Genomic DNA, 26,041 nt, shown 5'->3' with positions numbered 1-26,041 from the left:
ACGGCCGGCGGCTGCCTGAACTATACCTGCCCGATCTGCCCGCCTCGTCCCCATCGGATCGCGCATGGACGCCATCACCACCGCCCTCATCCTGCTCCTCGCCGTCGTCGCCAGTGGCGGGATCACCCGGTCGCTGCCGCTCCCGGTGCCGCTGCCGCTGGTGCAGATCGTTCTGGGCGTACTGATCGCCGCCGTCGCCGATCTCGGCGTAGAGCTGAAGCCGGAGATCTTCTTCCTCCTGTTCCTGCCGCCGCTGCTGTTCCTCGACGGCTGGCGCATCCCCAAGGACGGGCTGATGCGCGACCGGGGCACCATATTGCAGCTCGCCTTCGGGCTGGTGGTGTTCACCGTGCTCGGCGTCGGGCTGTTCCTGCATTTCATGATCCCGCACATGCCGCTGGCGGTCGCCTTCGCGCTCGCCGCCGTGATCTCGCCGACCGACCCGGTGGCGGTGTCGGCGATCGCCGCGCGCACGCCGATCCCGCACCGGCTGATGCGCATATTGCAGGGCGAGGCGCTGCTGAACGACGCCTCCGGCCTCGTCTGCATGCGCTTCGCCGTCATCGCGGCGCTGACCGGCAGCTTCTCGCTCATCGACGCCTTCGGCAATTTCCTCTGGCTCGTGACCGCCGGCGTCGGCGTCGGCGCAGGCGTCACCTGGGCCGCGGGCGTGGCCAAGGACTGGATCACGCGGCGGGTCGGCGAGGAGACCGGGTCGCAGATCCTCATCAGCCTGCTCATCCCCTTCGGCGCCTACATGCTCGCCGAGGCGGTGGGCGGCTCGGGGATATTGGCGGCGGTCAGCGCCGGCATCGTGATGAGCCATATCGAGCAGGCGGGCCATGTGATGGCGCTCACCCGCGTGCGCCGCGCGGCCTTCTGGGACATGATCCAGTTCTCCGCCAATGGCGTGGTCTTCGTCCTGCTCGGCGAGCAGCTGCCGACCATCGTCCACGCCGCCACGCGGGCGGTGAGCGAAGCGGGCCAGCGCGAGCCGGTCTGGCTCATCGTCTATGTCGTCGCCATCAACATCGCAGTGGCCGTGCTGCGCTTCCTGTGGGTGTGGGTGTCGCTGCAATTCACCCTGTTCCGGGCGGCGCGCAAGGGCGAAACCGCGGAGAAGCCGAGCTGGCGCCTCATCGCCGCTACCTCGCTCGCCGGTACGCGCGGCGCCGTCACGCTGGCCGCCGTGCTCTCGCTGCCGCTGCTGCTCGACGACGGCTCGCCCTTCCCCACCCGCGACCTCGCCATATTGCTCGCCGCCGGCGTCATCATCGTCTCGCTGCTGGCGGCGAGCATCGGCCTGCCCTTCCTGATGAAGGGCCTGAAGCTGCCGCCCGAGCCGACCCATCACGAGGAGGAGGACAAGGCCCGCCTCGTTGCCGCCCGTGCCGCCATCATGGCGGTCGAGCGGGCGCAGCACGATCTCGGCGAGGGCCGCAGCGACGCCGACCTCTACGCCGACGCCGGCGCTCGCATCATGGAGAGCTACCGCCAGCGCATCGAGCGCGGCTCGAAGACCGGCGACGCGGCCGAGCATCTGCGCCGGATGGAACGCATCGAGCGCGAGCTGCGCCTCGCCGGCATCCGCGCCGAGCGCAACGAATTCTACCAGCTCGCCCGCACCCGCCAGCTCACCGACGACACGGTGCGCAAGCTGGTGCGCGAGCTCGATCTGCTGGAAACCCGCCTCGCCCCCGGCGCGTGACGCGCAGGCGTCGCGCACCGGCCGGCGCGCACGGACCTGCTTCAACTTCCCGCGGACATGATCTAAGTCTGCGGGCGAACCTGCCCCCAGCGACCGCGCGCCCCGCCCTCCCGCCTTGCCCGAGGCCTCGCCGCGCGAGCCGCCCCTTCCTGCCTGCAAGATCGGAGTTCACATGCACGTCCTGATTATCGGTGCGGCCGGCATGCTCGGCCGCAAGCTGACCGCGTCCCTGCTGCGCGAGGGGCTGAACGGGCGCGCGCCCGACCAGCTCACCCTCGCCGACGTCGTCGCCCCGCCGATGCCGGAAGGCGCCCCGGTCGAGACGAGCCTGGTGACCGCCGACCTCTCCGCGCCCGGCACCGCCGAGCAGCTGGTGGCCGGACGCCCGGACGTGATCTTCCACCTCGCCGCCATCGTCTCCGGCGAGGCCGAGGCCGATTTCGAGAAGGGCTACCGCATCAATGTCGACGGCACGCGGGCGCTGTTCGAGGCGATCCGCCTCACCCAGCCGGAAGGTTCCTATAAGCCGCGCGTGGTGTTCACCTCCTCGCTGGCGGTGTTCGGCGAGCCCTTCCCGGAAAGCATTCCCGACGACTTCTTCCTGACGCCGCTGACCAGCTACGGCGCGCAGAAGGCGATCGGCGAATTGCTGCTCGGCGACTATTCGCGGCGCGGCTTCCTCGACGGCATCGGCATCCGCCTGCCGACCATCTCGATCCGCCCCGGCAAGCCGAACCGCGCCGCTTCCGGCTTCTTCTCCTCCATCCTGCGCGAGCCTCTCAATGGCCAGGAGGCGGTGCTGCCGGTGTCGGAGAGCGTGCGCCACTGGTTCGCCAGCCCGCGCGCGGCGACCGGCTTCATCAAGCGCGCCGGCGAGCTCGACACCAGCGCGCTCGGCAACCGCCGCTCGCTGACCATGCCGGGGCTGTCGGCGACCGTCGGCGACCAGATCGAGGCGCTGCGCCGCGTCGCCGGCGACAAGGCGGTGGCGCTGATCCGCCGCGAGCGCGATCCCGTCGTGGCGCGCATCATCGAGGGCTGGCCGCAGCGCTTCGAGACCAGGCGCGCCGAGGCGCTCGGCTTCAAGGCGGAGACCTCCTTCGAGGACATCATCCGCATCCACATCGAGGACGAGCTCAGCGGCCAGCTGCCGGGGGCGTGAGGGCGGCTGCCTGCGTTGACGTCGTCATCCCGGACGGCCGAAAGGCCGATCCGGGATCGCGGCCCGAATGGAGAGCGATCCCGGCTCTCCGCTACGCTACGGCCGGGATGACGAGGTGAGGAGCGGGGCCGCCGCCGCCCCCCTCAGCTGTCGAAGACGTCCTTGAAGCGGGCGTGCGCCTTCTCGATATGCGAGCGCATCGCCGCCGCGGCGGCTTCCGGGTCGCGCTGGCGGAAGGCCTCGATGATCCGCGCATGCTCGACGATCGCGTCCTGGGTGACGCGGGTATAGAAGCGCAGCCGGAACAGGTGCAGGTGCACCCGCTGGTGGGTGACGATGTCGTGCAGCAGCGCGTTGCCGCTCGCCCGCGCCACCTCGCCGTGGAACCGCGCATCCTGCTGGGCGAAGGCGTTGTAGGCCGCCAGCGGGTCGCCCGGCACCGGCTCCTCCATGTCCGCCGCCAGCGTGCGCAGCGCGCCGAGCTCGTCCTCCGACATCCGCACCGCCGCCCGCGCCGCCGCGGCGGGCTCCAGCAGCAGCCGCAGCTCGCACAGATCGTCGAACTGCTTGCGGGTGAGCTGCGAGGCGGCGCGGTAGCCGGACAAGTGGATCTTCACCACCAGCCCCTGCGCCTCCAGCTGGCTGAGCGCCTCGCGGATCGGCGTCTGCGACACGCCGAGCTCGCGCGCCAGCTTGTCGACGCTGATGCGCCCGCCGGGCTCGATCTCCAGCGACATCAGCTTCTTGAGAAGCCAGTCATAGACCTCGGCGCCGAGCCGAACGGGACGGGGAATGGAGAACGTGCTGCTCATCGGCACCGGCTTCATGCTCGTGGGGAGATAGTCCTGGAACGGCTCCATAAGTCAACGAAACCGATTCCAGACAGCGAAAAGGCCTCTTGACTCGGTGTCATTTTAGCGACGATGGTGCGCCCCGAACAATCCGATATCAAATCGGATTCATATCTGGGAGGTCTTTATGGCATTGTCACGTCGTTTCGCGCTCGGCCTGATCTCGGCCGCCGCGCTTGCCGGCTCGCTGGTTCCCGCCGCCGCCGAGGACACGATCAAGATCGGCATGGCCGCCCCGCTCACCGGCGTCGCCGCCGAGGTCGGTCACTTCCAGCAGGCCGGCGCCGAGCTCGGCATCGAGCGCGTGAACGCCGAGGGCGGCGCGCTCGGCCGCAAGTTCGAGCTCGTCATCGAAGACGACCAGACCACCAATCCCGGCATCGTCCTGGCCTTTTCCCGCCTGATCAATCGTGGCGACCTCGTCGCCGTTCTGGCCTCGCTGCGCTCGACGCAGGTCAACGCCATCTCCGCCGACGCCAAGCGTGCGGGCATCCCGGTGTTCTTCGGCGGCACCGACCCGTCGCTGACCCAGAACGGCAATCCCTGGTTCTTCCGCACCCGCCCCAACGATTCCTTCTCGGCCAAGGTGATCGCCGACTACGGCGTGAACACGCTCGGCAAGAAGAAGTGGGCGATCGTCCACTCGACCGACGCCTTCGGCACCGCCGGCGCCAAGGCGCTGACCGCCTCGCTCAAGGCGCTCGGCATCGAGCCGGTGCTGGTGCAGGGCTTCAACAACAGCCAGGCCGACATGACGCCGATCGTGCTGGCGGTGCGCCAGTCCGGCGCCGACATCATCGCCAGCTACACCCCGCTCGAGACCGACGTCGCCGTGCTGGCGCGCCAGTTCAAGCAGTTCGGCATCAACGCCCCGTGGGTCGGCTCGGCCTCGGTCGCCTCGACCACCGCGCTGCAGCTCGCCGGCCCGGCTCTGCACGGCACCTTCGCGGTCGCCGACTACAACTCGGCCGCCAATGACGAGGCGAAGGTCTATTTCGACGCCTTCTCCAAGAAGGTCGGCCGTCCGCCGGACTACACCTCGGCCTGGACCTACGATTCGATCCGCCTGATCGCCGAGGCGGTCAAGAAGGCGGGCAGCACCGAGCCGGCCAAGGTCCGCGAGGCGCTGCTTTCGCTCAAGGACTTCAAGGGCGCCGAGGGCACCTACAATTTCGACCAGAACGGCGACGGCCTGCGCGGCTACAACATCGTCCGCAACGACAAGGGCACGATCGTCTTCGAGCGCCACATCTCCTTCGACAAGTGATCTGCGAGAAGTGATCGGCGACACGTAATGGCGGCGCGGCTTCTCCCGCGCCCCCTTCCTTCCGCGTCACGGCCCCTCTTCGTGACGTCACTCAGCGGCCGCGTCCGCGCGGCCGCCTCTTTCGTGATCTCCTGATCGCACCTCCGCCTTCCTGCCACATGGCGCCGAGCGCCCGCAGGAAGACCTTGTTCTCTCGCGCGCAGGACCGGCGATGAGTCTGCTTCCACAGCTTCTGTTCACAGGGATCGGCATCGGCAGCATCTATGCCATGGTCGCCCTCGGCTTCGTGCTGCTGATCCGCTCGGCGAACGTCGTCAATTTCGCCCAGGGCGAGTTCTCCATGCTGGGCGCCTACGCCATGGTGATCCTGCTCACCGGCTTCGGGCTGAACTATTTCGTCTCGCTCGGCCTGGCCGTGGTGTGTATGGCGGTCTTCGGCGTCATCTTCGCCTCGATCACCTACTGGCCGCTGCGCGACCGCGGGCAGATCCCGGTGATCATCAGCACCATCGGCGCCACCATCCTGCTGTCGAACCTGATCCTCGCCACCTACGGGCCGAGCCCGGAAGTGCTGCCCGGCCTGTTCGACGGCGCCGGCTTCCTGGTCGGCAACGTGTTCATGGACAGCCAGTACCTGACCATCATCGCGGTCACGGCGGTGCTGGTCGGCCTGCAGTACCTGATCTTCGAGAAGACCATGGTCGGCAAGAAGCTGCAGGCCACCTCGCAGGACAAGGAGATGGCGAGCCTGCTCGGCATTCCTGTCATCGCCATGATCTTCGGCACCTTCGCCTACAGCGCCGCGCTCGGCGGCCTCGCCGGCATCCTCGTCGCGCCGATCCTGTTCGTCTCGGTCGGCATCGGCCCGCTGATCGCTCTCAAGGCCTTCGCCGCCAACATCATCGGCGGCTTCGGCTCGATCCCCGGCGCCATCTGCGGCGGCCTGATCATCGGCATCGTCGAGACGCTGGGCGCCACCTACATCTCCGTCCCCTACAAGGACGCCTTCGCCTTCCTGATGCTGCTCGCGGTGCTGCTCGTGCGCCCGCAGGGCCTGTTCGGCGAACGCATCGCCGAGAAGGCGTGAGGAGGACAAAAGTGACCCGTACCGCTTCCTCCACCGGCCGCACGGCCCTCTACGGCATCCTCGCCCTCGCGGCGGTGGTCGCCGTCGCCCTCTTCGCGCCCACCCAGGGCTACTACCTCAACATCATGATGCAGGCGGCGACCTATGCCATCGCCGTCGCCGGCGTCGTCATCGTGCTCGGCTATTGTGGCCAGCTCGCGCTGTGCCAGGCCGCCTTCCTCGGGCTCGGCGCCTATTGCGTCGCGCTCGGCACGGTCGATTACGGCCTGCCCTTCTTCGTGGCGCTGGCGCTCGGCGTCGTCGTCACCTCGATCGGCGGCATCTTCCTCGGCCTCGCCACGCTGCGGCTCGGCGGCCACTACCTCGCCATGGTGACCATCGGCTTCCAGATGATCGTCACCATGGTGCTGACCAACTGGATCAGCTTCACCCGCGGCCCGGACGGCATCTCCGGCGTCGAACGGCCGGTGCTCGGCCCCATCGACCTGTCGGGCGGCTCGTCCTATCTGGCGCTCTGCCTCGCCTTCCTGGTCGGCGTCACCTTCTACGCCGCCGGCCTCAAGGCGAGCCGGCTCGGCCGCGCCATGCAGGCGGTGCGCGACAACGAGATCGCCGCCTCCACCTGCGGCATCAACGTGTTCCGCACCAAGACGGTGGCCTTCGGCATCTCGGCGGCGCTGGGCGGCCTCGGCGGCGGCCTGTTCGCCGGTGCCTTCTCCTATATCAGCCCGGACCAGTTCACCTTCAACGAGTCCATCGTGCTGCTGACCATGGCGCTGCTTGGCGGCGTGCAGTCGCCGGTCGGCGCGCTGCTCGGCACCATCCTCCTGGTGCTGCTGCCGGAATGGCTGCGCTTCCTGCGCCAGGCGTACCTTGCCGTCTACGGCGCGGCGGTGATCGCCATCATGATCTTCCTGCCGCGCGGCGTGTGGGGCCTCGTCGCCGATCGCTTCTTCAAGGCGGCGCCGATCGAGGGCGGCCCGGTCACGCCGCTGCCGCTACTCAGCCGCAAGGGCGAGGCGTCGAAGGAGATCGTCCTCGACATCTCCGGCCTCGCCAAGCACTTCGGCGGCCTGAAGGCGCTCGACGGCGTCGACATGGCGGTGCGCAAGGGCTCGGTGCATGCGCTGATCGGGCCGAACGGCTCGGGCAAGACCACCATGGTCAACGTCATCACCGGCCTCTATGTCGCCACCGCCGGCCGGGTGAAGCTGCTCGGCCGCGATGTCACCGCGCTCGCCCCGCATGAGCGCGCCAAGCTCGGCATGTGCCGCACCTACCAGAACATCCGCGTGTTCCGCGGCCTCACCGTTCTGGAGAACGTCACCATCGGCGCCGAGCGCGACGGCAACGATGTCGCCGGCGCGCAGGCGACCCGCGAGCGGGCGCTCGCCGCGCTCGACTTCGTCGGCCTGCGCGACGTCGCCGGCCTGCCGGTGGGCGACCTGCCCTACGGCCACCAGCGCTATGTCGAGATCGCCCGTGCGCTCGCCGGCTCGCCGGAAATCCTGCTGCTCGACGAGCCGGCCGCCGGCCTCAACCTCACCGAGAAGGGCGAGATGGCGGCGCTGCTCAAGCGGCTGAAGGGCCACGGCCTGACCATCGTCATCATCGACCACGACATGAAGCTGATCGAGCAGGTGGCCGACCACATCACCGTGCTGAACTTCGGCAAGCGCATTGCCGATGGCGAGCCGCGCGCCGTGCTCGCCCATCCCGAAGTCATCGCCGCCTATCTGGGGGAGCCGCGCAATGAAGCTGCTTGAGATTAAGGGCCTCACCGCACGCTACAATGCCGGCGACGTGCTCAAGGGCCTCGACCTCACCGTCGAGGAAGGCGAGATCGTCGCCCTGCTCGGCTCCAACGGCGCCGGCAAGAGCACGACGCTGCGCTCCATCTCCGGGCTGGTGCCGCATATCGGCGGCTCCATCACCTTCGCCGGCCAGCCGATCCTCGGCCTGAAGACCGAGGCCATCGCCAAGCTCGGCCTCGCCCATGTGCCGGAGGGCCGCCGCCTGTTCCCCGGCCTCACCGTGCGCGACAACATCCTGCTCGGCTCGTCGAACCGCGCGGGCGTCTCGCGCGGCCAGCTGGAGCGCGAAGCCGACGACATGTTCGAGTTCTTCCCGGACCTGAAGCGGCTCGAGCACGCCTATTGCTGGAGCCTGTCGGGCGGACAGATGCAGATGGTGGCGGTGGCGCGCGGCCTGATGGCCAAGCCGAAGCTGCTTCTGCTCGACGAGCCCTCGCTCGGCCTCGCCCCGCTGATCGTGCAGCAGGTGTTCCGCATCATCGGCGAGATCCGCAAGCGCGGCACCACTGTGCTGCTGGTCGAGCAGAACGCCAACATGGCGCTCTCGGTCGCCGACCGCGGCTATGTACTGGAAGCCGGCTCGCTGCTGGTCTCCGGCAAGCCGGACGAACTGTGGAACAACGACCAGGTGCGCGCCGCCTATCTCGGCGGCCTCGCCGCCTCCGCGTGAGCCCTCCCGGCCGGCGGCCTCGCGGCGCGCCGGCCACTCTCTACGACCCTGCTTTGGACGGAATGGAATGACCAAAATCGCTCTTGTCGGCTGCGGCCTCGTCGGCGGCTCCTGGGGTCTCGTCTTCGCGCGCGCGGGCTATGAGGTGACGCTCTACGATCCCTCGCCGGCCTCTCTTCAAGCGGCGCTGGACTTCGTGCGCGGCGCCGCACCGGCGCTGGCCGCGCAGGGCCTGCTCAACGGCGAGACGCCCGAGACCATCCTGTCCCGCCTGAAGCCGGCCTCCAGCCTCGCGGAGGCGGTGAGCGGCGCCGACTACATCCAGGAGAGCGCGCCGGAGCGGCTGCCGATCAAGCAGGCGCTCTACAAGGAGCTGGCGAACCTGGTGAAACCGGACGCGATCATCGCCTCCTCCACCTCCGGCTTCCCCGCCTCCTCCTTCACCGGCGAGATCGAAGGCCGCGAGCGCTGCGTCGTCGCCCATCCGATCAACCCGCCGCACCTCATCCCGCTGGTCGAGATCATCCCGGCGCCGTGGACCGCGCCCGCCGTCGTCGAGCGCACGGATGCGCTGATGCGTGCGGTCGGCCAGGTGCCGATCCGCCTCAACCGCGAGATCGCCGGCTTCGTCGTCAACCGGCTGCAGAGCGCGGTGCTGGCGGAAGCCTTCCGCCTCGTCGAGGACGGCGTGGTCTCGGCGACCGACGTCGACGCGGCGATGTCGGAAGGGCTCGGCCTGCGCTGGTTCTTCATGGGCCCGTTCGAGACCATCGACCTGAACGCGCAGGGCGGCGTCGCCGACTATTGCGCCAAGCTCGGCCCGATGTATTACGACCTCGCCAAGGAACAGGCCGATCCGCGCCCGTGGAGCGAGGCACTGGTCGCCACCGTCGAGAAGCAGCGCCGCGCCAAGACGCCCGCCGATGGGCTCGACGCCCGCAAGGCCTGGCGCGACCGCTGCCTCGCCGCGCTGGTGACCGCCAAGCGCAAGGTGCTGAAGGAAAACGCCTGACCACAGGCGACAGGGAGAGGGTGGAAGACATGCTGCTCGGAGTGATCGCCGACGACTTCACGGGGGCGAGCGACATCGCCAACACGATCGCCAAGGGCGTCGCGCCGGAAGGCGGGCTGCGCACGGTGCAATATCTCGGCGTGCCGACCACCGACGCCGCCGCCGACGTCGAGGCTTGCGTCATCGCGCTGAAGAGCCGCTCCATCCCCGCCGAGGAGGCGGTCGAGCAGTCGCAGGCGGCGCTGGACTGGCTGCTGGCGCAGGGCTGCCGGCAGATCATCTTCAAGTACTGCTCGACCTTCGATTCCACTCCCGACGGCAATATCGGCCAGGTCGGCGAGGCACTCGCCAAGCGGCTCGGCGTCAAGGGCGTGATCGCCTGCTCGGTGTTCCCCGATGCCGGGCGCACCATCTACAAGGGCCACCTCTTCGTCGGCGACCGGCTGCTGAACGAATCGGGCATGGAGCACCACCCGCTCAACCCGATGACCGACCCGGACCTGCGCCGCTGGCTGCGGCTTCAGACCACGGAAGCCGTCGGCCTCGTCGACTGGAGCATCGTGCGCCGCGGCCCGGATGCCGTGCGCGAAGCACTGGCGGCGGCGGGCGGGCGCGGCGAGCGCCTCGTCATCGTCGACGCCATCAGCAATGACGACCTCTTGACCATCGCGGAAGCCTGCAAGGACGCCCGGTTCCTCACCGGGGGATCGGGCATCGCGCTCGGCCTGCCGCGCAACTTCATCAAGGCCGGCCTCGCCAAGGGCGGCGCGCCGGCGATCGACGCCATCGAGGGGCCGGAGGCGGTTCTCGTGGGGAGCTGCTCGCGCGCCACGCTCGGCCAGATCGAGCGGCATTCGGCTGATCATCCCGTGCTCGCCATCGATGTCGAGCAGGTGATGGCCGGCACGCTGACCTCGGACGACCTCGTCGCCTTCATCAAGGCCAATGCCGGCAAGGCGCCGCTGGTCTATTCCTCCTCGAAGCCGGAGCAGGTCGCGGCGCTACAGGAACGCTACGGCCGCGAGGCGGTGGCCCACAAGCTCGACGCCCTGTTCGCCAAGGCGGCCAAGACGCTGTTCGATGCCGGCGTGCGCCGCATCGTGGTCGGCGGCGGCGAGACCTCGGGCGCCGTGGTCTCGGCGCTCGGCGTCACCTCCTTCCGCATCGGCCCGGAGATCGATCCCGGCGTGCCGGTGCTGGTCACCGAGGACGGCACCGGGCTGGGCATGGCGCTGAAGTCCGGCAATTTCGGCGCCGTCGACTTCTTCGAGAAGGCGCTCGGCGCCATCTCGGCGAAAGCGGCGTGAGGGAGCGGACGATGGACGAGCAGGCGACGCGTGAGCTTCTGGTGCGCCTGTCGCGCTCGCTGTTCGAGCGCGGCTATTCGGTCGGCTCGGCCGGCAATATCAGCGTCGCCGTCGATGACGGGATCCTGATGACGCCGACCAATTCCTGCCTCGGCTTCCTGGAAGCCGACCGCATCTCCAAGCTCGACCGCTCGGGCAGGCACATCTCCGGCGACAAGCCGTCCAAGGAGGTGTTCCTGCATCAGGCATTCTACGAGACGCGGCCGGGCACCGGCGCGGTGGTGCATCTGCACTCGACCTATGCCACCGCGCTCTCCTGCCTGCCGGACCTCGACGCGAACGACTGCATCGCCCCGCTGACCCCTTACGTGGTGATGCGCGTCGGGCAGGTGCGCCTGCTGCCCTATGTGCGGCCGGGCGAGCCGGCCATGGGCGAGATGATCCGCGAATTGCAGGGCAAGCACGCCGCCGTGCTGCTGGCCAATCACGGCCCGGTGGTCACCGCCAAGGACCTGACGACCGCCGTCTATGCCGCCGAGGAGCTGGAGGAGACGGCGAAGCTCCTCGTCCTGCTGCGCGGCCAGAACCCGCGCCTGCTGACCCAGGCCCAGATCGACGAGCTCAACACCGCCTTCCCGAAATGACCGCTGCTTCCACTCCCCGCTCGCTGGCGCTCATCCACACCGTGCCGGGGTTGATCCCGGTGTTCGAGGAGCTTGCGGCCAGGCACCTGCCGGGCTGGCGGCCGTTCAACATGGTCGACGAGAGCCTGCTGCGGAACACCATCCGCGAGGGTTCGCTGTCGCGCCTCACCATGCGCCGCCTCGCCGGGCATGTGTGGTCGGCGGTCGATGCGGGCGCGCAGGCCATCATGGTCACCTGTTCCTCGCTCGGGCCGGCGGTGGACGCGACCGGCCCGCTCTGCCCGGTGCCGCTGTTCCGCGTCGATGACGGCATGGCGATAAGGGCGCTGGAGCAGGGCCGCCGCATCGGCGTGCTGGCGACGCTCTCCACCACGCTGGAGCCGACGGCGGCGCTGATCGAGCGCCATGCGGCCGAAGCCGGGCGCCCGCTCACCCTCACCAGCCATCTCTGCGCCGGCGCCTTCGAGAAGCTGGCGCAAGGCGACCGCGCCGACCATGACGCGCTGGTGCGCGAAGGCTTCGAGGCGGTCGCCGGCAAGGTCGACGCCGTCGTGCTGGCGCAGGCCTCCATGGCCCGCGCGCTGGACGGGCTCGGGGCGACGAAAGTGCCGGTGTTCACCTCTCCCGAACTCGGCGTGCTGCACATGCGCGCCGCGCTGGCGGACCGGGATCACGTCGCGTTGTAGGCGCTGTCGCCGCGCATCCCCAGCCGCGTAGTCCCTTGGACATTCCGTTTGCATGGAGCCGGCGGTAATATCCGCACCGGCGATCGGCACCTCCCATGGCGGCGATCACGGGGGGTGCATGAGGGTTCAACTGATCGGGCTGCTTGCGATGGGGGGCGTGCTGGCATCCGTCCCCGCCCTCGCCGCCGAGCCGCCAGCCCGCACCGCCGCCTATGAGAAGGCCTGCAAGGCGCAGGGCCCCGGCTTCGTCTATGTCGTCGGCACCGACACCTGCCTCAGAATCGGCTCCTATCTCTGGGCCGAGACCTATTACAACACCTATACCGACTACCCGCCGCAGAACGCCACGCTCTACTGGGTCTCCACCCTGGGGCTGGAGGTCGACGCCCGCACCGCCACGGATTACGGCACGCTGCGCTCCTATATAGAGTTGCGCATGATCCACCGCACCGCCGACCCGTGGTCGGAAACCTCGGAGCAGGCGCAGTTCCAGCCCTGGGACATGCATATCGAGTTCGCCGGCTTCACCTTCGGCTTCACCCAGTCCTTCTTCGACTTCTACGCCAACCAGGACGTGCTCGGCACCGATCCGGCGACCATCGGCGACCAGACCCAGCTCGCCGTGCTCGGCTACACCTGGCATCTGCCGAACGGCTTCGCCGCGCAAGTGTCGCTGGAGGATTCGACTGCCCGCGACGAGGGCGTGCTGCCCTCCGCGCCGAACCTCGTCGATCCCGATGCGCTCTCCACCGACACGCGGCTGCCGGAGATCGTCGCCACCTTCGGCCAGTCCGGCGACTGGGGGCAGTTCCTGCTGTCCGGCGCGCTGCACCAGATCTCGGCCAGCCCCAACGGCGACACCATCGCCAATGCGACGAGCGACTGGGGCTATGCAATGCAGGCCGGCGTGATGTTCAACCTGCCGGCCATCGCGGCGGGCGACACGCTCTATCTCCAGGCCGCCTATGCCGAGGGAGCGGTGTCCTATCTCGGCATCATCGACGCCAGCGGCGACCTCTCCCCGCCCGACGCCTTCCAGCGCGTCGACGGCAGCCTTTCGAAGACGCGCGGTTGGAGCGTCGTCGGCCAGTACCTGCACAACTGGAACGACGATTGGAATTCGGCGGTGTTCGGCGGCTACGCCACCTTCGACATCGCCGATCCGGTGGCGCAGGCGGCCTATGGCGCCAGCGGCATCGCCAACGTCAATGTCGGCGCCAACCTCACCTGGACCCCGGCGCCACCGCTCGCGATCACGCTGCAGTACGACTACAACCTCTATCAGGCGGAGAATTTCCGCCTGACGGAGGACGGCCTGCCGGTCCGCTCGCAGCAGGCCCATCAGCTGCTGCTGCTGGTCGCCGCGACGTTCTGAAGGGGCTGCGTCTCCTCACGCCGCCCGGAAGCGCTCCAGCGCGGCGCGGTCGATCTCGACGCCCAGACCCGGCCCGGTCGGCACCTGCACCACGCCGCCCTCGTGCTCGATGGGGGTCGTCAGGATGGCCTGGCGGATCGGGTGCTCGGTGCGGTCGAATTCGAGGATCGGCTCCAGCGGCGCGAGCGAGGGCGGGGTGAAGGCCGGCACCACCGCAAGCAGTTGCAACGAGGCCGCCATAGCGACGCCCGAGCCCCACACATGCGGCAGGCAGCGCATGCCGTGGACCATCGCCATGTCGGCGATCTTCTTGACTTCGGAGATGCCGCCGGCCGAGCAGGTGTCCGGCTGCAATATGTCGATGGCGTTGCGGGCGAGCAGCTCGCGCACGCCGTAACGGGTGAACTCGCATTCGCCGCTGGCGATCGGCATGGCCAGCGCCTCGCGCACCCTGAGATGGCCGGCGATGTCCTCCGGCGGCACCGGCTCCTCGAACCAGCCTATGTCGAACTCCTCGATCTTCCGCCCGAGGCGGATGGCGGCGACCGCGTCATAGGCGTGGTTGGCGTCGATCATCAGCCCGATATCCGGGCCGATAGCCTCGCGCACGGCCCGCACCGCGCGGGCGTCGCGCTCGACGCCGTAGCCGACCTTGAGCTTCACCGCGTGGAAGCCCTGCCCGACATAGTCGAGGGCTTCCTCGACGAGATAGTCGACATGGTCCTCGCGCCGACGGCCGTAGAGGCCGGTGGCATAGGCCTTCACCTCGCTGCGCAGCGGCCCGCCCATCAGCCGGTGGATCGGCTGGTCGAAGAACTTGCCCTTGATGTCCCACAGGGCGATGTCGATGCCGCTGATGCTCTGGATGATCACGCCCTTCTGGCCGTGGTCGCGGTAGCGGGCATAGAGGTCCTGCCAGATCCATTCGGTGCGCAGCGGGTCCTGGCCGATCAGCAGCGGCGCCATGGCCTCGACGATGGCGGCGTTGATCCGCGCCGGACCGTAGCACTCGCCCCAGCCGGTGATGCCCTCGTCGGTCTCGATCTCGACCAGCATCGAGGTGCGGGTCGAATACCAGGCGCGCGAATAGGAGAAGGGCTCGGCGAGCGAGGCTTCGAGCACATGGGTTCGGATATGGCTTATCTTCACGGCGCTTGTCCTCCGCTCGACGCGCTCTGCACGCTAGCGTCCAGTTTTTCATATTATAATATGAAAAATCGATCGACATAGGGAATGCATCGCGCTGGCAGCTAGTCGCCCAACGCGATAAACCATCCCGTCCCGCCTGCGCGGCGGGACGTCAAAAACGACATCCTGGGAGAGAACGAGTGGCGGGTTTGCAGGGACGCGTGGCGCTGGTGACGGCGGCCGGCAACGGCATCGGCCGAGCCATCGCCGAGGGGCTCGGGCGCGCGGGCGCCGAAGTTTGGGCGACGGACGTCAACGAGGCGGCGCTGGCCGGGCTCGACGGACTGAAGACCCGCAAGCTCGACGTGCTCAGCGATGAGGCGGTCGCGGCGCTGACGAGCGAGATCGGCCGCATCGACATCCTCGTCAATTGCGCCGGCTTCGTGCATGCCGGCACCGTGCTCGACTGCACCTCGGACGATCTGGATTTCGCCTTCCAGCTCAACGTGAAGTCGATGTACCGCACCATCCGCGCGGTGCTGCCGGGCATGCTGGAGCGGGCCGACGGCTCGATCATCAACATCGCCTCGGTCGCCAGCAGCCTCAAGGGCGTGCCCAACCGCTTCGCCTATGCCACCACCAAGGCGGCGGTCATCGGCCTCACCAAGTCGGTGGCGGCGGACTACGTCGCCAAGGGAATCCGCTGCAACGCCATCTGCCCCGGCACGGTGGAGAGCCCCTCGCTGCAGAACCGGCTGCGCGCGCTCGGCGACTACGACAAGGCGCGGACCGAGTTCATCGCCCGCCAGCCCATCGGCCGCATCGGCCAGCCCTCGGAGATCGCCGACCTCGCCGTCTATCTCGCCGGCGCGGCCTTCACCACCGGCCAGACGCACATCATCGACGGCGGCTGGGCGATGTAGCCCAGCCTTTCTCCACACTCAGCGCCCGGGCAGTTCCTTCACCGCCCGGGCGAACGCGGCGGAGGTGATGCTCACCTCGGCTCCGCTCATGCCGGGCTGGTAGAGCGCCGAGCCGAGGCCGAAGCCGCGGGCACCGGCCTGCCAATAGGCCGGCATGGTCTCCGGCTTCACCCCGCCGACCGGCATCAGCGGCACCTCGGCCGGGAACACCGCGCGCCATGCCTTCACGATGGCCGGCGGCAACATCTCGGCGGGGAATAGCTTCACCGCGTCGGCACCGGCCTTGAGCGCGGCGAAGGCTTCCGTCGGCGTCGCCGCGCCGGGCGTGCAGGCGAGGCCCAGCTGCTTCGCCCGGCCGATCACCTCGATGTCGGCATGCGGCATGACGATGAGTGCGCCGCCGACGTCGCGGATGCGGTCCACATCCGCCGGGTCGAGCACGGTGCCGGCGCCGACCAGCACGCCGGGATGCCGGCTCGCCAGCGTGCCGATGCTCTTGAGCGGCTCGGGCGAGTTCAGCGGCACCTCGATGATGCGGAAGCCCGCCTCGACCAGCGCGTCGCCGACGCCGACGATCTCGTCGGGCTTCACCCCGCGCAATATGGCGATCAGCGGGAAGGCGGCGAGCTGCGCCCGGAAATCCATTCTCACACCTTCATCTGTGCACGATGCGTGCGCGCCAGCGCGAACAGGCCCGCAAAGGTCACGCCGTCGTCGAGCGCGGCCGATTGCAGGTCGTAATGCGCCAGCGCCCGCCGGTAGAGGCTGGCGAGGTCGCCGCGCCCGACCAGATAGACCGGCGACGGCGCTTCTGTGAAGAAGGTCCTGGCTTCGCGGACCTCCTCGCCGATGATGAGGCCGGACATGTAGTCGGCCAGTTGCTCCGGTGCCGTCTTGCCGAGCAGGCCGCGGCTGCGCACGGAGAAGAGGTGGTGCAGCAGGGTTCCGCTGCCCGAGAGCTCGCAGCCGAGGTCGAACGCCTCTCCCGGCTCGCCGCCTTTCGGCGCGCCTTCCGGCATCAGCCGGCCGAGGATGGAGTGCCGGCGCAGCAGGTCGAACATCTCGCCGGTCATGAAGGTGCGGAAGCCGATGATGCGCCCGCCTTCCACCCGCACCCATTTGGAATGGGTGCCCGGCAGCACGAAGACGCCCTCGCTCACCCCGAGCGAGGCGAGCGCGCCGAAGACCTGGGTCTCCTCGCCGCGCATGACGTCGGGCACGCCGTCGTCATGCTCGATGCTGAGGCCCGGCACGAAGCCGACCTTCGCCAGCCCCTCGACCTCGGCGAAGACGAGGCCGCGCGCCAGATCCTCGAAGCCGGCAGGACAAGCGGCATAGGGCGCCTCGACCCAGCCCTGTCGGCTGCCGATCATGCCGGAGGCGAGGATGGTGGCGCCGGGATGGCGCGCGATCCACTCGCCGAACAGCGCGCGGAAGATGTCCTCGAAGCGGCGGCCATTGGCGAACATGATGCCGTCGGGCGAGGCGATGCGCTCGCGCACCGCGCCGTCCGGCGCCATCAGCGCCGCCCTGAGCGAGGACGTGCCCCAGTCGATGGCGATGACCTCGCCGGAATCCGCGATGTCGGAAGGGTGCATCATGGCGAGGTTCAGCTCCGCGCGGCTGAGCGGCGCTGCTCGGTGTCGTCGAGGTGGCGCTTCATCGCCGCGGCCGCGGCTTCGGGATCATGCGCCAGTATGGCGTCGAGGATCGCCTTGTGCAGGGGCAGCGCGATGGTGCGGTTGGCCTCGGGATCACGGTTGGTGATGCGCAGCGACGCCATCATCTCCGAGCGTATGGCATGCGCGACCGGCGCCAGCAGGTCGTTCTTGGCCGCGAAGAGGCAGGCGGTGTGGAAGGCGAGGTCCGCCTCCATGAAGGCCTCGGCCGAATCGCCGGCCTGCTCCATGGCGGCATAGGCGTCCCTGATGGCCTCGAAATCCGCGTCCGTGCCGCGCTGGGCGGCGAGCGCCGCGGCACCCGGCTCGACGATGCGGCGCACTTCCATCAGCGCATCGCGCCCGTCCTCCGCCGCGGCGTCGGGCTGCGCGTTCCCCTGCCAGCCGAGCACCACCGGGTCGAGCTGGCTCCACTCGTAGCGCGGGCGCACCCTTGTGCCGCGCTTGGGCCGCGCGTCGAGAATGCCCTTGCCGGCAAGCACGTTCAGCGCCTCGCGCAGAACCGTCCGGCTGACGTCGTAGCGGCCGAGCAGCACATCCTCGCTCGGCAGGAAATCCCCCGGCTTCAGCCGGCCGGAAACGATCTCGTTGCCGATCTCGTCGACGACCTGCTCGCGCAGATTCCGTTTGAGGGAGCGCTGAACGACGGGTGAAACTCTATTCATAATATCATACTGAGTTACTGCTCGCCGGTGTCAAGCCGAGGGCACCGATGCTGCCCCTCGCGGCACGGCGCGAATGAACTACCCGCCCTTGCGCCCTCTCCTGAAACGGACCGGATGATGTCGCCCAGCCTTCCCGCAGACGATGTGACCGCGCTTGCCGAGATGCGCAGGCGCCGCCCCGACTGGCACCGCTTTTCCGACGCGCGGCGCCCCAAGGACATCGAAGCGGCCTATCGGCTGCAGCAGCAAATCCATGCCGCGCTCGAACGCGGCGGCGTCAACCGCGTCGGCTGGAAGATCGCCTCCATCGCTACCGAGGGCCAGCGCGCGCTCGGCCTCACCGAGCCCGCCTATGCCGGCATCTACGACCTGACGCGGAAGCCGACTCTGCGCGAGGCGCTCGCTTTGCCCTTCGTCGCGCCCTCGCTCGAATGCGAGATCGCCTTCGTCATGGGCCGGCCGCTCACCGGAACCAGCGATCTGTCGGACGAGGGGCTGCGCGCCGCCATCGCCTCGGGCCATCTCGCCTGCGAGGTCATCGACAACCGCTACGGCGCGCCGCTCGATGTCGGCATCCCCACCATCCTCACCGACGACTTCTTCCATTCCGCCTTCGTGCTCGGCCCGCCGGTCGCGGACTGGGAGACGCGGCTGGAGCGCGACGTGCCGGGCTTCATCGAGATCGACGGCAAGGTCGTGCATGGCAGCACCGCCGACGCGCTGCGCCCGTTCGAAGCCTTGCGCTGGCTGGTCGGCAAGCTCGCTTCGCACGGCCTTGCCCTCGCCGCCGGCGACATCGTGCTCGCCGGCTCGCTGGTGCAGCCGACGCCCGTGTCGCTGCCCGCGGCCTCGGTCACCATCGCCACTGAGGGCTTCGGCGCGCTGACCCTCGCCGATTGAGGCGGCCGCCGGTGGCTCTCAGCGGGACGCCCGCGTGGGAAGGCCGGCGCATTCGCGCACCGAGGTGAGCGGGCGGCCGTCGTCGAACCAGGAGACGAGGTTGTCGACGCACAAATCCGCCACCGCCTGCCTTGTGCGGCGGGAGGCCGAGGCGATGTGCGGCAGCAGCACCGTGTTCGGCGCGTCGAGCAGCGCCTGCGGCACGTTGGGCTCGTCGGCGAAGACGTCGAGCGCCGCGCCGCGGATGATGCCGCGGGTCAGCGCCTCGGCCAGCGCCGCCTCGTCGATGGTGCTGCCGCGCCCGACATTGACCACCACGCCCTCCGGCCCGAGCGCCGCCAGCACCTCGGCATTGATCGCCTTCTCGGTCGAAGGCCCGCCCGGGGCGACGCTGATCAGCGTGTCGACCGAGGCGGCCAAGTCGAGCAGCGTCGGGTAGTAGCGGTAGGGCACGGAATCGTTGCGCGAGCGGTTGTGGTAGCCGATCGTGACGCCGAAGGCCTCCAGCCGGCGGGCGATGGCGGTGCCGATGCGGCCCATGCCGTAAATGCCGATGGAGCGCCCGCGCAGCGTCGCCGCGCTCAGCGGATAGCTGCCCTTGCTCTTCCAGCTGCCGTCGCGAAGCCACTGCTCGGCCTTGGCGAATTCGCGCACGCAGGAGAGCAGCAGGCCGACGGCGACGTCGGCCACCTCCTCGTTCATCACGTCCGGCGTGTTGGTGACCATGACGCCGCGGCTCGCCGCGTGGGCGGCATCGACCGATTCATAGCCCATGCCGAAATAGCCGATGATCTCCAGCTTCGGCAGCGCGTCGATGAAGGCGGCGTCGAGCGTGGTCGACGCCGCGGCGACGCCCTGCACCTGCCCGGCGAGCTGCGGCGTGATCAGCGCCGGGTCGGCCCGCTCGATGCGCACGAGGCGGAACGCGCCGTCGATGCGCGCCACCGCGTGCGGATGCAGCGTGGTGCCGGGCACAAGGATGGTGACGTCTCGGCGGGCGGGATGTTCAGCACTCACGGCGCGTCCTCGGCGGGCAATGAAAGGTTTCAAAGCGAAGGCACGCGCATCGGCCCAATGCCCGCGCGGCGCGCATTTCTAGGGGGCGCCGTGCCTCAGCATGTTGGAGCGGAAATCGACCGAGTTCCGGCAATGCGTCCAGATGGCCTGACGGACACGGTCCTCGTCGCGCGCCATGAGGGCAGCGACGATCTCGTCATGCTCGCGCATCGAGTTTCGCCAGCGCTCGTTCATCTCCTCGGTGCGGCGGCTGTTCTCGATCGGGCGGAACACGTTGACCATGGGCACGGCGATGAAGAGCTGGATCGACTTGAAGAAGGGCCGCCCGCTCAGTTCGGCGATCTTCAGGTGGAACAGCAGGTCGTCCTCGATGGTACCGTTCTGCTCCAGGATCTTGGTCCTGACCCATTCCTGCGTCTCGGCGAGCGCGCGCAGATCCTCGTCGGTGGCGGTGCGGACCAGCGGCAGGGCGGCCGATTCCTCGAGGAAGGCGCGGAAGCGGTAGAGGTGCTCAATGTCATCGGCCTCGACCGTGATGAAGTTGGCGTTCATCACGTTGTACATCAGCGCGCCGAGCGCATCGCTCTCGATGCCGGCGAGATAGGTGCCGCTCTGCGGCACGGTGCGGATCAGGCCGTAGGCCTCCAGCTTGGCATAGGCGCGCGACACCGCCGAGCGCGGCACGCCGAGCTGGCGGGCGAAGCTGATCTCGGCCGGCAGCCGGTCGCCGGGCGAGAGCACCTTGTCGCTGATCATCGCGTTGATGCGGGCGATGACCTCCTCGGTGGCGCCGCGCGCCTGCCCGCGGCTCGGCAGCCGCAGCGGCGCAAGGGGAACCGCCCCGCGCCTGCGCTCGTTTCGCGGCCGGTCCGCGCTCTCGCCTTCCATCCTTGCTCCGTTTCCTTCGCCGGCATCCGGCACTCGACGGACCTTTATACCCTTCGCGCGAGGACGCTCAATCGCGGCGTCGAACGGTGCGGATCGCATTTTTGATCCCAAACCATTGACATCTAGTTTCTAGATGTCAATGGTTTGGGACGATATTATCTGTCGACTTTATTATGTTCTATCGACGATAATTTCGGCAGAAAGCAGCCGTATAGCGCATTGAGTGTCGACATATGAAGATCGAGAGGATGATCACCGCCGAGGACATGCGCAAGGCAGCGAAGCGCCGGCTGCCGCGCGTGGTGTTCGACTTCATCGAGGGTGGCGTCGAGGGCGAGCACGGCATCGCCCGCAACGAGCGCATCTTCAGCCAGTGCCGCCTGCTGCCGCGCTATTTCGTCGACGTGTCCCAGCGCAGCCAGAAGACCACCGTCTTCGGCAGGACCTATGACAGCCCCTTCGGCTTCTGCCCGACTGGCACGCCGGACCTCTGGCGCCCCGGCGCGGAGGGGCTCCTGGCCGAGACCGCGGGCGAGGCCAACCTGCCCTTCCTGCTGTCGACCGCCGGCAACAACACGGTGGAGGAGGCCACCCGGCTCGCGCGCGGCAATCTGTGGTTCCAGCTCTACACCACGCGCGACCGCGCAATCGCCGACTCGCTCATCGGCCGGGCGAAGGATTGCGGCGTCGAGACGCTGGTGATCACCGCCGACGTGCCGGTGGCGCCGAACCGCGAGCGCAACATGCGCAACGGCTTCTCGCGCCCGCTGCGCAAGACCGCCTCGCTGGTCTTCGACGGCCTGACCCATCCGCGCTGGACCTGGGACTATGTGTGCAGCGGCGGCATGCCGCTGATGGGCAGCTTCAAAGCCTATGCGCCGCCGAACGCCACCCCGGACGAGGTGGCGGACTTCTTCGGCACGCAGCTCCCGACACCCGACCAGACCTGGCGGGACTTCGAGCACATGCGCAAGATCTGGCCGGGCAATCTCGTCATCAAGGGCGTGCTGCATCCCGACGACGCCCGCCAGGCGGCCGAGCTCGGCGCCAACGGGCTCTATGTCTCCAACCATGGCGGGCGCCAGCTCGACAGCGCCCCCGCCCCGCTCGAGGTGCTCCCCGCCATCCGCGCGGCGGCGCCGGAGCAGACCATCATCATGGACAGCGGCTTCCGCCGCGGCACCGACATGCTGATGGCGATGGCGATGGGCGTGGACATCTGCCTGCTCGGCCGCGCCGCGCTCTACAGTGTCGCCGCCTTCGGGCGGCTGGGGGCGCAACGTCTGGTGTCGATCCTGCGCCGCGAGATCGACCTCAACCTCGCGCAGATCGGCTGCCCCGACATCGCCAATCTCGACGAGAGCTTCGTGGTGCCCCCTCCGGTGATCCAGTTCGGCAACGGCCGCGCCCGCTTCGAGGGCTGAGAAGCCTCGAAGCGCCGGCCCGGCGGACGAAGCGGGATCAGGCGACCTTCAGCGACGAGCCGAGTTCGCCGATGACGGCGGCGGTCACGTCCCTGGTCATCGCCTTGCCGCCGATGTCGCGGGTCTTCACGCCGCCGGCGAGCGCGCGGGCGCTGGCCTCCTCGATGCGGCGGCCAGCCTCGGCGAGCGTGGGATCGTCATGCCGCTCGGCGAGCCAGTGCAGCATCATCGCGCCGGCGAGGATGGTGCCGTAGGGGTTGGCGATGCCCTGCCCGGCGATGGTCGGCGCGGAGCCGTGCGCGGCCTGGAAGAAGCCGTGATGGTCGCCGAGCTCGGCGGTGGGCGACATGCCCATGCCGCCGACGGTGACGGCGCCGAGGTCGGAGATGATGTCGCCGAACAGGTTCTCGGCGACGATCACATTGTAGAAGTCCGGCCGCTCGACGAGGTGCACGGTCATGGCGTCGACATAGGAATAGTCGCGCTCGACGTCGGGATACTGCTCACCGACCTCGTCGAAGACGCGGCGGAAGAAGGCGAGGCTGCGCAGCACATTGGCCTTGTCGCAGCAGGTGACGCGCTTCTTGCCGTCGCGCGGGGCGCCGCCGGTCTTGCGGGCGAGCTCGAAGGCGGCGCGCACGACGCGCTCGATACCCTTGCGGGTGACGATCAGCATGTCGACCGCCATCTCCTCGCGCACCACCGCGCCGGCGCCGCGGCTGGCATACATGCCCTCGCTGTCCTCGCGGATAATGGTGTAGTCGATCTGGCCGACCTCGCGCCCGCGCAGCGGCGAGACGATGCCCTCGCGCAGCCTGATCGGGCGGACATTGGCGTAGAGGTCGAGCTGGACGCGCAGGCCGAGGCCGATGTCGACGCCCGCTTCCGTGCCGTCGGGATGGACGACGCCCGGCAGGCCGGCGGCGCCGTGCAGGATCGCATCGGCCTTGCGGCAGGCATCCATGGTGGCCTTGGGCGCGCCGTCGCCGGTCTTGAGGAAATGCGCGGCGCCGGCCGGGTATTCGGTGAATTCGAGGACCTTGCCATTGCCCAGCGCCGCCTCGATCACGTCGGTCGCCGATTGGCACACTTCCGGGCCGATGCCGTCGCCATGAATCACGGCGATCTCGTAGGTCTGCATGCGCGTCTCCTCGGGCTTCCTGCCGCCTTCTGCATTCGGCCAGCCGGGGACGGCTCGCCGGACGACGCGGCGGCGCCTCGGCACGAGCGGCGGCAGGCCCTTCCCTCCGGTCCGGCGGTGGGACGTCGAAGGGCTCATGCCGATTTAGTATTATGATATGAGTTTGTAAATCGACTTCGCAGCGCGTGCGGTCCCGGACGCGGCCGAGGTGCTCGGCCGCGGGGACGATGCGTGTCGATCCGCCGAAGGAAATTGGGTCTCGATTTCGCCGGTTCCGCGCCGGAACGCGCGCCGGCCGGCCTCCCGTCAGGCCGCGCCCATCTCGTCGAGCGCCATGGGCGACTCGGGGAGCACCTGGCCGCCGTCGATCACCATGCCCTGGCCGGTGATGTAGGCCGCCTCCTCGGAGGCGAAGAACAGAGCCGCATTGGCGATGTCGAACACGCTGCCGAGCTTCTTCATCGGCACGCTGGCGGCGGTCGACGCGATATAGGCCTCGCCCATCCCCTCCATACCTTCGGTCAGGATGTTGCCGGGCATCACCGCGTTGACGGTGATGTTCCACGGCGCCAGCTCGATCGCCGCCGTGCGCATGAAGCCGAGCTGGCCGGCCTTCGACGCGCCGTAATGCGTCCAGCCGGGAAAGCCGGTGATCGGCCCGGTGATGGAGGAGGTCAGCACGATGCGGCCCTTCCTCTGCGCCTTCATCGCCGGCAGCACGGCAGAGACGGACAGGAAGGTGCCCTTCAGGTTGGTGTTCATGACGAGGTCGAAATCGGCCGCGGTCATCGCGCCGAGCTTGGCGGCGGGGAAGATGCCGGCATTGGCGCAGAGCACGTCGATGGAGCCGTAGCGGTCGAGCGCCACCTGCGCCATCGCCTGCGTTTCCTCCTCGCTCGTCACGTCGGCGGCGAGCCCCGACGCGTTCGGCCCGATCTCGCGCGCCACCTTCTCGGCTTCGGCGAGAGAGCGGCTGACCACCAGCACGTTCAACCCCACCTCTCCGAAGCGCAGCGCGATGCCGCGCCCGATGCCCTTGCTGGCGCCAGTGACGATGACGGTCTTTCCCGCGAGCGACGTAAACATGTTCAGGCTGTTCCCGATTTTTCTGGCTGATCAATGATTTGGCAGGTCAGCGCACCACCGCGCCGGCACGGATGCCGTCGATTTGGGCTGCCTGCCTTTTCATCACGTTGCGCTGCAAAATTGGTGTTGTAAAGCCCAAAACAGAATGTTTAGGATCACACACAGTCCAACATAAGAACCACATCGGATCGCTCCCGGTGCGGCATCGAACGCGCGGCGGCAAACCATCCGCGCCAACAATCCAGAGGGACTTCGAGATGGCCGGAATATCCAGAAGGTCGCTGCTGAAGGGCATGGGCACGGGGCTCGGCGCGCTCGCCGCCGCCGGTCCGCTGCTGGGCGCCAACAAGGCGTTCGCCGCGCGCGAGAAGGAGCTGAACATCCTGTGCTGGGAGGGCTACAACTCCGCCCAGGTGCTCGACCCGTTCCGCTCCAAGACCGGCGCCACGGTGAAGGCCGAGAGCCTCACTAACGATCCCACCATGATCAACCGACTGCGCGCCGGCGAGACCAACACCTGGGACCTGATCAATGTGAATAACCCTTGGGCGCGCAAGGTGATGCTGCCCGAGAAGCTGATCAAGCCGTTGCCCAAGGCCGAGTTCGAGCCGTTCTTCGACAAGATGCTGCCGAGCTTCAAGCCGCCCTACAAATGGGCGATGAGCGACGACGGCAAGGACCTGATCGGCATGGCCCAGCGCTTCGGGCCCTACAGCTTCGTCGTCAACACCGACAAGGTCAGCCGCAAGACCGCCGAGGAGGTGGGCTGGGACCTGTTCAACGACCCGAAGCTCGCCGGCAAGTACGGCATCCTCGAATCCGACGACTGGAACGTCTTCAACATCTTCGTCGTCGCCGGCATCGACCCGTTCAAGGTTCATACGCCGGAGGAATTGGCGAAGTTCGACGAGACCGCCAAGCGCGTCTTCAAGGGCGCCAAGCTGATCGGCGACATCGCCTCGATGAACCAGGCGCTGATCTCCGGCGAGATCGACCTGCACCTGACCGGCGGCACCTATTCGGTCTCGCCGGCCCGCGCCGACGGCCATCCCGAGCTGCGCGGCATCACCCCGCTGAAGGGCCCGCTGCCGGGCGGCAAGGGCGGTATCGCCTGGATCGAGATCACCTCGACGGTGAACAACCCGAACCTGTCGCCGCTGGCGCTGGAGTTCCTGAAATACGTGCAGGCGCCGGATGTCGCCCACACGGTGGCGTTCGCCGAGGGCACCTTCAACCCCGTCGCGCAGATGGGCAACAAGGCCTGCTTCGATCTCTTCACCAAGGAGGAGCTCGACGCCATCCAGTGGGACAGCCTGGAGGAGGAGATGGCCCGCTCGGTCGAGTACGACATCGTGCCCGACTACGACAAGGCGCTCGACATCATGAACGCGGCGAAGCGCCTGCGGGGGTGAGGCCAAGACTGGCAAGCGGATCGCGCCTGCGTCCTTCCACCCATCCTGCCCTCATGGCCGGGCTTGACCCGGCCACCCAGGGGCCACGCCGTGCGTCGGCGGGAAAGTCTGGGTCCCCGGGTCAAGCCCGGGGATGAGGGACCGATCGGAACGATCGGACATCCTCGACATCACCACCGGCGACGACCACCCGCC

Annotated in this window: 24 protein-coding genes; 15 read left to right on the top strand and 9 right to left on the bottom strand. The window is 68.6% G+C overall.

Annotation, left to right across the window (positions count from 1 at the left end; all coding sequences use genetic code 11):
- The first annotated feature begins 64 nt into the window (after positions 1–64).
- Entirely contained in the window at positions 65–1,708 is a 1,644-nt protein-coding gene (locus SNOV_RS20350; RefSeq protein WP_013168859.1) for a Na+/H+ antiporter, read from the top strand.
- 172 nt (positions 1,709–1,880) lie between these two features.
- Positions 1,881–2,870, top strand: coding sequence for a D-erythronate dehydrogenase (gene denD / locus SNOV_RS20345; protein ID WP_013168858.1), 990 nt, complete (start codon positions 1,881–1,883; stop codon positions 2,868–2,870).
- Positions 2,871–3,013: 143 nt separating this feature from the next.
- On the opposite strand, the gene SNOV_RS20340 is transcribed toward denD, so the two are convergent.
- Complete coding sequence (locus tag SNOV_RS20340) at positions 3,014–3,682, bottom strand: GntR family transcriptional regulator (protein WP_144296023.1); 669 nt, start codon at positions 3,680–3,682, stop codon at positions 3,014–3,016.
- A gap of 166 nt (positions 3,683–3,848) precedes the next feature.
- Between SNOV_RS20340 and SNOV_RS20335 the strand changes: the two genes are divergently transcribed.
- From SNOV_RS20335 to SNOV_RS20295, 9 genes are all read left to right on the top strand, one after another.
- The gene (locus SNOV_RS20335; RefSeq protein WP_013168856.1) at positions 3,849–4,988 is read left to right on the top strand and encodes an ABC transporter substrate-binding protein; all 1,140 of its coding nucleotides are present in this window, start codon (positions 3,849–3,851) and stop codon (positions 4,986–4,988) included.
- Between the two features lie 211 nt (positions 4,989–5,199).
- Positions 5,200–6,075: a branched-chain amino acid ABC transporter permease gene (locus SNOV_RS20330; protein ID WP_013168855.1), complete on the top strand. Its 876-nt coding sequence runs from the start codon at positions 5,200–5,202 to the stop codon at positions 6,073–6,075.
- A gap of 11 nt (positions 6,076–6,086) precedes the next feature.
- Entirely contained in the window at positions 6,087–7,841 is a 1,755-nt protein-coding gene (locus SNOV_RS20325; protein WP_013168854.1) for a branched-chain amino acid ABC transporter ATP-binding protein/permease, read from the top strand.
- The gene (locus SNOV_RS20320; protein WP_013168853.1) at positions 7,828–8,559 is read left to right on the top strand and encodes an ABC transporter ATP-binding protein; all 732 of its coding nucleotides are present in this window, start codon (positions 7,828–7,830) and stop codon (positions 8,557–8,559) included. The genes SNOV_RS20325 and SNOV_RS20320 overlap by 14 nt, the downstream gene beginning before the upstream one ends.
- Before the next feature lie 67 nt (positions 8,560–8,626).
- Positions 8,627–9,571 carry a 3-hydroxyacyl-CoA dehydrogenase gene (locus tag SNOV_RS20315; RefSeq protein WP_013168852.1) on the top strand — a complete coding sequence of 315 codons (945 nt, stop codon included), beginning with the start codon at positions 8,627–8,629 and terminating at the stop codon, positions 9,569–9,571.
- A 29-nt stretch (positions 9,572–9,600) separates the two neighbouring features.
- Positions 9,601–10,878, top strand: coding sequence for a 3-oxo-tetronate kinase (gene otnK / locus SNOV_RS20310; RefSeq protein WP_013168851.1), 1,278 nt, complete (start codon positions 9,601–9,603; stop codon positions 10,876–10,878).
- Between the two features lie 11 nt (positions 10,879–10,889).
- The gene (otnC, locus tag SNOV_RS20305) at positions 10,890–11,522 is read left to right on the top strand and encodes a 3-oxo-tetronate 4-phosphate decarboxylase (RefSeq protein WP_013168850.1); all 633 of its coding nucleotides are present in this window, start codon (positions 10,890–10,892) and stop codon (positions 11,520–11,522) included.
- Positions 11,519–12,208 carry an aspartate/glutamate racemase family protein gene (locus SNOV_RS20300; RefSeq protein WP_013168849.1) on the top strand — a complete coding sequence of 230 codons (690 nt, stop codon included), beginning with the start codon at positions 11,519–11,521 and terminating at the stop codon, positions 12,206–12,208. Before otnC ends, SNOV_RS20300 begins: the two co-directional genes overlap by 4 nt.
- A 118-nt stretch (positions 12,209–12,326) precedes the next feature.
- Entirely contained in the window at positions 12,327–13,583 is a 1,257-nt protein-coding gene (locus tag SNOV_RS20295; protein WP_013168848.1) for a porin, read from the top strand.
- Positions 13,584–13,598: 15 nt separating this feature from the next.
- Here SNOV_RS20295 and SNOV_RS20290 read toward each other — a convergent pair whose 3' ends face one another.
- The gene (locus SNOV_RS20290; protein WP_013168847.1) at positions 13,599–14,732 is read right to left on the bottom strand and encodes a mandelate racemase/muconate lactonizing enzyme family protein; all 1,134 of its coding nucleotides are present in this window, start codon (positions 14,730–14,732) and stop codon (positions 13,599–13,601) included.
- Positions 14,733–14,911: 179 nt separating this feature from the next.
- Here SNOV_RS20290 and SNOV_RS20285 point away from each other — a divergent pair, with 179 nt between their 5' ends.
- Entirely contained in the window at positions 14,912–15,634 is a 723-nt protein-coding gene (locus SNOV_RS20285; protein ID WP_013168846.1) for an SDR family oxidoreductase, read from the top strand.
- Positions 15,635–15,652: 18 nt separating this feature from the next.
- Here the strand turns inward: SNOV_RS20285 and SNOV_RS20280 are convergent, their stop codons facing one another.
- The 3 genes from SNOV_RS20280 to SNOV_RS20270 are packed head-to-tail and all read right to left on the bottom strand — an operon-like array spanning position 15,653 to position 17,978.
- The gene (locus SNOV_RS20280) at positions 15,653–16,279 is read right to left on the bottom strand and encodes a 2-dehydro-3-deoxy-6-phosphogalactonate aldolase (RefSeq protein WP_013168845.1); all 627 of its coding nucleotides are present in this window, start codon (positions 16,277–16,279) and stop codon (positions 15,653–15,655) included.
- Between the two features lie 2 nt (positions 16,280–16,281).
- Positions 16,282–17,235 (bottom strand): 2-dehydro-3-deoxygalactonokinase, encoded by a 954-nt coding sequence (locus SNOV_RS20275; RefSeq protein WP_013168844.1) that lies wholly within the window; start codon positions 17,233–17,235, stop codon positions 16,282–16,284.
- 8 nt (positions 17,236–17,243) lie between these two features.
- Positions 17,244–17,978: a FadR/GntR family transcriptional regulator gene (locus tag SNOV_RS20270; RefSeq protein WP_013168843.1), complete on the bottom strand. Its 735-nt coding sequence runs from the start codon at positions 17,976–17,978 to the stop codon at positions 17,244–17,246.
- Positions 17,979–18,095: 117 nt separating this feature from the next.
- On the opposite strand from SNOV_RS20270, the gene SNOV_RS20265 reads away from it, so the two are divergent.
- Positions 18,096–18,878, top strand: coding sequence for a 2-keto-4-pentenoate hydratase (locus SNOV_RS20265; RefSeq protein WP_013168842.1), 783 nt, complete (start codon positions 18,096–18,098; stop codon positions 18,876–18,878).
- Between the two features lie 18 nt (positions 18,879–18,896).
- Here SNOV_RS20265 and SNOV_RS20260 read toward each other — a convergent pair whose 3' ends face one another.
- Positions 18,897–19,895, bottom strand: a complete 999-nt coding sequence (locus SNOV_RS20260) for a 2-hydroxyacid dehydrogenase (RefSeq protein ID WP_013168841.1) — start codon at positions 19,893–19,895, stop codon at positions 18,897–18,899.
- A gap of 78 nt (positions 19,896–19,973) precedes the next feature.
- The gene (locus SNOV_RS20255) at positions 19,974–20,783 is read right to left on the bottom strand and encodes a FadR/GntR family transcriptional regulator (RefSeq protein ID WP_013168840.1); all 810 of its coding nucleotides are present in this window, start codon (positions 20,781–20,783) and stop codon (positions 19,974–19,976) included.
- 233 nt (positions 20,784–21,016) lie between these two features.
- Here SNOV_RS20255 and SNOV_RS20250 point away from each other — a divergent pair, with 233 nt between their 5' ends.
- Positions 21,017–22,207, top strand: a complete 1,191-nt coding sequence (locus SNOV_RS20250; protein WP_013168839.1) for an alpha-hydroxy acid oxidase — start codon at positions 21,017–21,019, stop codon at positions 22,205–22,207.
- Positions 22,208–22,244: 37 nt separating this feature from the next.
- Here the strand turns inward: SNOV_RS20250 and SNOV_RS20245 are convergent, their stop codons facing one another.
- Together SNOV_RS20245 and fabG are read right to left on the bottom strand one after the other, a co-directional pair.
- On the bottom strand, positions 22,245–23,348 hold the full coding sequence (locus SNOV_RS20245) for an isocitrate/isopropylmalate dehydrogenase family protein (RefSeq protein ID WP_013168838.1): 1,104 nt from the start codon (positions 23,346–23,348) through the stop codon (positions 22,245–22,247).
- 306 nt (positions 23,349–23,654) lie between these two features.
- Positions 23,655–24,434, bottom strand: coding sequence for a 3-oxoacyl-ACP reductase FabG (fabG, locus tag SNOV_RS20240; RefSeq protein WP_013168837.1), 780 nt, complete (start codon positions 24,432–24,434; stop codon positions 23,655–23,657).
- A gap of 257 nt (positions 24,435–24,691) precedes the next feature.
- Between fabG and SNOV_RS20235 the strand changes: the two genes are divergently transcribed.
- Complete coding sequence (locus tag SNOV_RS20235) at positions 24,692–25,846, top strand: ABC transporter substrate-binding protein (protein WP_013168836.1); 1,155 nt, start codon at positions 24,692–24,694, stop codon at positions 25,844–25,846.
- Positions 25,847–26,041 lie beyond the last annotated feature (195 nt).

This window comes from Ancylobacter novellus DSM 506, assembly GCF_000092925.1.
GTDB classification, from domain to species: Bacteria; Pseudomonadota; Alphaproteobacteria; order Rhizobiales; family Xanthobacteraceae; genus Ancylobacter; species Ancylobacter novellus.
Note: the sequence above shows the minus strand (reverse complement) of the source record. Positions and strands in the feature narration are given on the sequence as shown.

What these genes read in the sequence shown, in the direction of transcription:
- SNOV_RS20350 (WP_013168859.1), top strand. Translation starts at nt 65, where the DNA reads ATGGACGCCATCACCACCGCCCTCATCCTGCTCCTCGCCGTCGTCGCC.
- denD (WP_013168858.1), top strand. Translation starts at nt 1,881, where the DNA reads ATGCACGTCCTGATTATCGGTGCGGCCGGCATGCTCGGCCGCAAGCTG.
- SNOV_RS20340 (WP_144296023.1), bottom strand. Translation starts at nt 3,682, where the DNA reads ATGAGCAGCACGTTCTCCATTCCCCGTCCCGTTCGGCTCGGCGCCGAG.
- SNOV_RS20335 (WP_013168856.1), top strand. Translation starts at nt 3,849, where the DNA reads ATGGCATTGTCACGTCGTTTCGCGCTCGGCCTGATCTCGGCCGCCGCG.
- SNOV_RS20330 (WP_013168855.1), top strand. Translation starts at nt 5,200, where the DNA reads ATGAGTCTGCTTCCACAGCTTCTGTTCACAGGGATCGGCATCGGCAGC.
- SNOV_RS20320 (WP_013168853.1), top strand. Translation starts at nt 7,828, where the DNA reads ATGAAGCTGCTTGAGATTAAGGGCCTCACCGCACGCTACAATGCCGGC.
- SNOV_RS20315 (WP_013168852.1), top strand. Translation starts at nt 8,627, where the DNA reads ATGACCAAAATCGCTCTTGTCGGCTGCGGCCTCGTCGGCGGCTCCTGG.
- otnK (WP_013168851.1), top strand. Translation starts at nt 9,601, where the DNA reads ATGCTGCTCGGAGTGATCGCCGACGACTTCACGGGGGCGAGCGACATC.
- otnC (WP_013168850.1), top strand. Translation starts at nt 10,890, where the DNA reads ATGGACGAGCAGGCGACGCGTGAGCTTCTGGTGCGCCTGTCGCGCTCG.
- SNOV_RS20300 (WP_013168849.1), top strand. Translation starts at nt 11,519, where the DNA reads ATGACCGCTGCTTCCACTCCCCGCTCGCTGGCGCTCATCCACACCGTG.
- SNOV_RS20295 (WP_013168848.1), top strand. Translation starts at nt 12,327, where the DNA reads ATGAGGGTTCAACTGATCGGGCTGCTTGCGATGGGGGGCGTGCTGGCA.
- SNOV_RS20280 (WP_013168845.1), bottom strand. Translation starts at nt 16,279, where the DNA reads ATGGATTTCCGGGCGCAGCTCGCCGCCTTCCCGCTGATCGCCATATTG.
- SNOV_RS20275 (WP_013168844.1), bottom strand. Translation starts at nt 17,235, where the DNA reads ATGATGCACCCTTCCGACATCGCGGATTCCGGCGAGGTCATCGCCATC.
- SNOV_RS20270 (WP_013168843.1), bottom strand. Translation starts at nt 17,978, where the DNA reads ATGAATAGAGTTTCACCCGTCGTTCAGCGCTCCCTCAAACGGAATCTG.
- SNOV_RS20265 (WP_013168842.1), top strand. Translation starts at nt 18,096, where the DNA reads ATGTCGCCCAGCCTTCCCGCAGACGATGTGACCGCGCTTGCCGAGATG.
- SNOV_RS20255 (WP_013168840.1), bottom strand. Translation starts at nt 20,783, where the DNA reads ATGGAAGGCGAGAGCGCGGACCGGCCGCGAAACGAGCGCAGGCGCGGG.
- SNOV_RS20250 (WP_013168839.1), top strand. Translation starts at nt 21,017, where the DNA reads ATGAAGATCGAGAGGATGATCACCGCCGAGGACATGCGCAAGGCAGCG.
- SNOV_RS20245 (WP_013168838.1), bottom strand. Translation starts at nt 23,348, where the DNA reads ATGCAGACCTACGAGATCGCCGTGATTCATGGCGACGGCATCGGCCCG.
- fabG (WP_013168837.1), bottom strand. Translation starts at nt 24,434, where the DNA reads ATGTTTACGTCGCTCGCGGGAAAGACCGTCATCGTCACTGGCGCCAGC.
- SNOV_RS20235 (WP_013168836.1), top strand. Translation starts at nt 24,692, where the DNA reads ATGGCCGGAATATCCAGAAGGTCGCTGCTGAAGGGCATGGGCACGGGG.